This is a genomic window from Floccifex sp. (assembly GCF_051873495.1).
Taxonomy (GTDB): Bacteria; Bacillota_I; Bacilli_A; order Erysipelotrichales; family Erysipelotrichaceae; genus Floccifex.
In genome coordinates this window covers 1-1764 of the sequence record NZ_JBJEEX010000078.1, presented here as the reverse complement: position 1 = coordinate 1764, position 1764 = coordinate 1, and the positions used below count along the sequence as shown (strand labels likewise).

Sequence of the window (1764 nt, the reverse complement as noted above, 5' to 3'; positions counted from 1 at the left end):
AAAAGTATATTCTAAATGACTATTAGATGAGTCAATTAGAATATACCAGGAATACATTATGAAAAAAGACATGACTATTTTATATCCATTAGGAAATAACTTATACGTAAACATGACCAATCGATGTCCATATAACTGCACTTTTTGTCTTAGACAAACAATGGATACTGTTTCAAAAGAAAATCCTCACTCTCTTTGGTTAGAACGAGAACCATCTGTTCAAGAAGTTTGCAATGAATTTAAAAAATTCGATATGGATCAATATAATGAAATAGTATTTTGTGGATTTGGAGAACCAACTGAGCGTTTATATGATATTTTTGAAGTTTGTGATTGTATTAAAACAACATATAACAAACCCATTCGCATCAATACAAATGGATCAGCTAATTTAATATGGCAAAAAGACACCACAAAAGATTTTAAGGATAGAATTGATACAGTATCAATTAGTTTAAATCATCCAGATCCAGTTCAATACCAAAATATTGTACGATCTAAATTTGGTATTCAATCACATAAAGCTATGCTTGAATTCGCAAAAAATGTTAAACAATATGTCAAACATGTTTGCATGACTACAGTAGACACAACAATTTCTCATGAAGATGAAAAACAATGTGCCCTGATTTGTAAAGAATTAGGAGTTTCTTATCGCATTCGACCATATGAAAAGTAACCAGGAAATCCTGATTACTTTTCACTAAAATATTTATATTTTTGATATGCGATTACAATAGCCATTTTATAAATTCCTTTGGCAGTAACACCGCGTGATAAATCACTAATAGGAGCACTTAATCCTTGTATAACTGGACCAATAGCTTCCCATCCTCCTAGACGAGATGCAATTTTATGCCCGATATTTGAACTCGACAAATTAGGGAAGATAAAAACATTTGCTTGCCCTGCCACTTTAGATTCAGATGCTTTTAAACTCGCAACTTCTGGAGCAATAGCACAATCAAACTGCATTTCACCATCAACATCAAAATCAAGCGGCATACGTTTTAATCGTTTTGTTGCCTCGGCCATCTTTTCAGCACTTTCACCACCGGCTGAACCAAATGAAGAATACGATAATAAGGCTACTTTTGGTTCAATATCAAATATTTCACGTGCCGTTTTAACTGTTTGAAGAGTAATTTCAATAATATCATCTACACTCGGATCAATATTGATTGAACAATCTGCCATAATATATTGTTGATTATCTTTTCTCATTAAAAAACAAGAACTAACCATTCTTTCTTGAGGTGCTGTTTTAACTAATTGTAAAGTAGGTCTCAAAACTTCTGGAGTAGGAAGTAAACAACCACCCAATAATCCATCTAAATAATGTTGTTCAACTAACATAGCTCCAAAATAACTCACATTATTTAAAAGCATTTCCTTACATTCTTCAAAATCCCATTTTCCTCTTCGAATGGATACCATACGTAAAGCAAGTTGATCAAGTTCTTTAAACGAAGATGAAGAAATAATTTCAATACCTTCTAAATTATAACCATGTTCTTTCGCACTTTGTCTTATTTCATCTTCATTTCCAAGCAAAACAGGTTGTACAGTATCATGTAATTTTAAATAATAAGAAGCCTCCAATACACGAGGATCAGCTCCTTCCATAAATCCAACGCGGATTCCTTTCCCTTGTATTATTTTTTCTAAAGTATCTGTAATCATAAACATTGTTCTCCTAAATTTATTTTAAAACAACAATATAAAGAAATCCATTCTAATACACAAAAAAAACGGAAATTAATT

2 protein-coding genes are annotated in these 1764 nt (G+C 31.6%); one reads left to right on the top strand and one right to left on the bottom strand.

The genetic code is table 11. The features are described from left to right. Window positions 1–58: 58 nt before the first annotated feature. Window positions 59–679 carry a TatD family nuclease-associated radical SAM protein gene (locus ACI313_RS04835; protein WP_320608584.1) on the top strand — a complete coding sequence of 207 codons (621 nt, stop codon included), beginning with the start codon at window positions 59–61 and terminating at the stop codon, window positions 677–679. A gap of 14 nt (window positions 680–693) precedes the next feature. Here the strand turns inward: ACI313_RS04835 and ACI313_RS04830 are convergent, their stop codons facing one another. Continuing rightward, the gene (locus ACI313_RS04830; RefSeq protein ID WP_320608583.1) at window positions 694–1683 is read right to left on the bottom strand and encodes a phosphotransacetylase; all 990 of its coding nucleotides are present in this window, start codon (window positions 1681–1683) and stop codon (window positions 694–696) included. Between the last annotated feature and the right edge of the window lie 81 nt (window positions 1684–1764).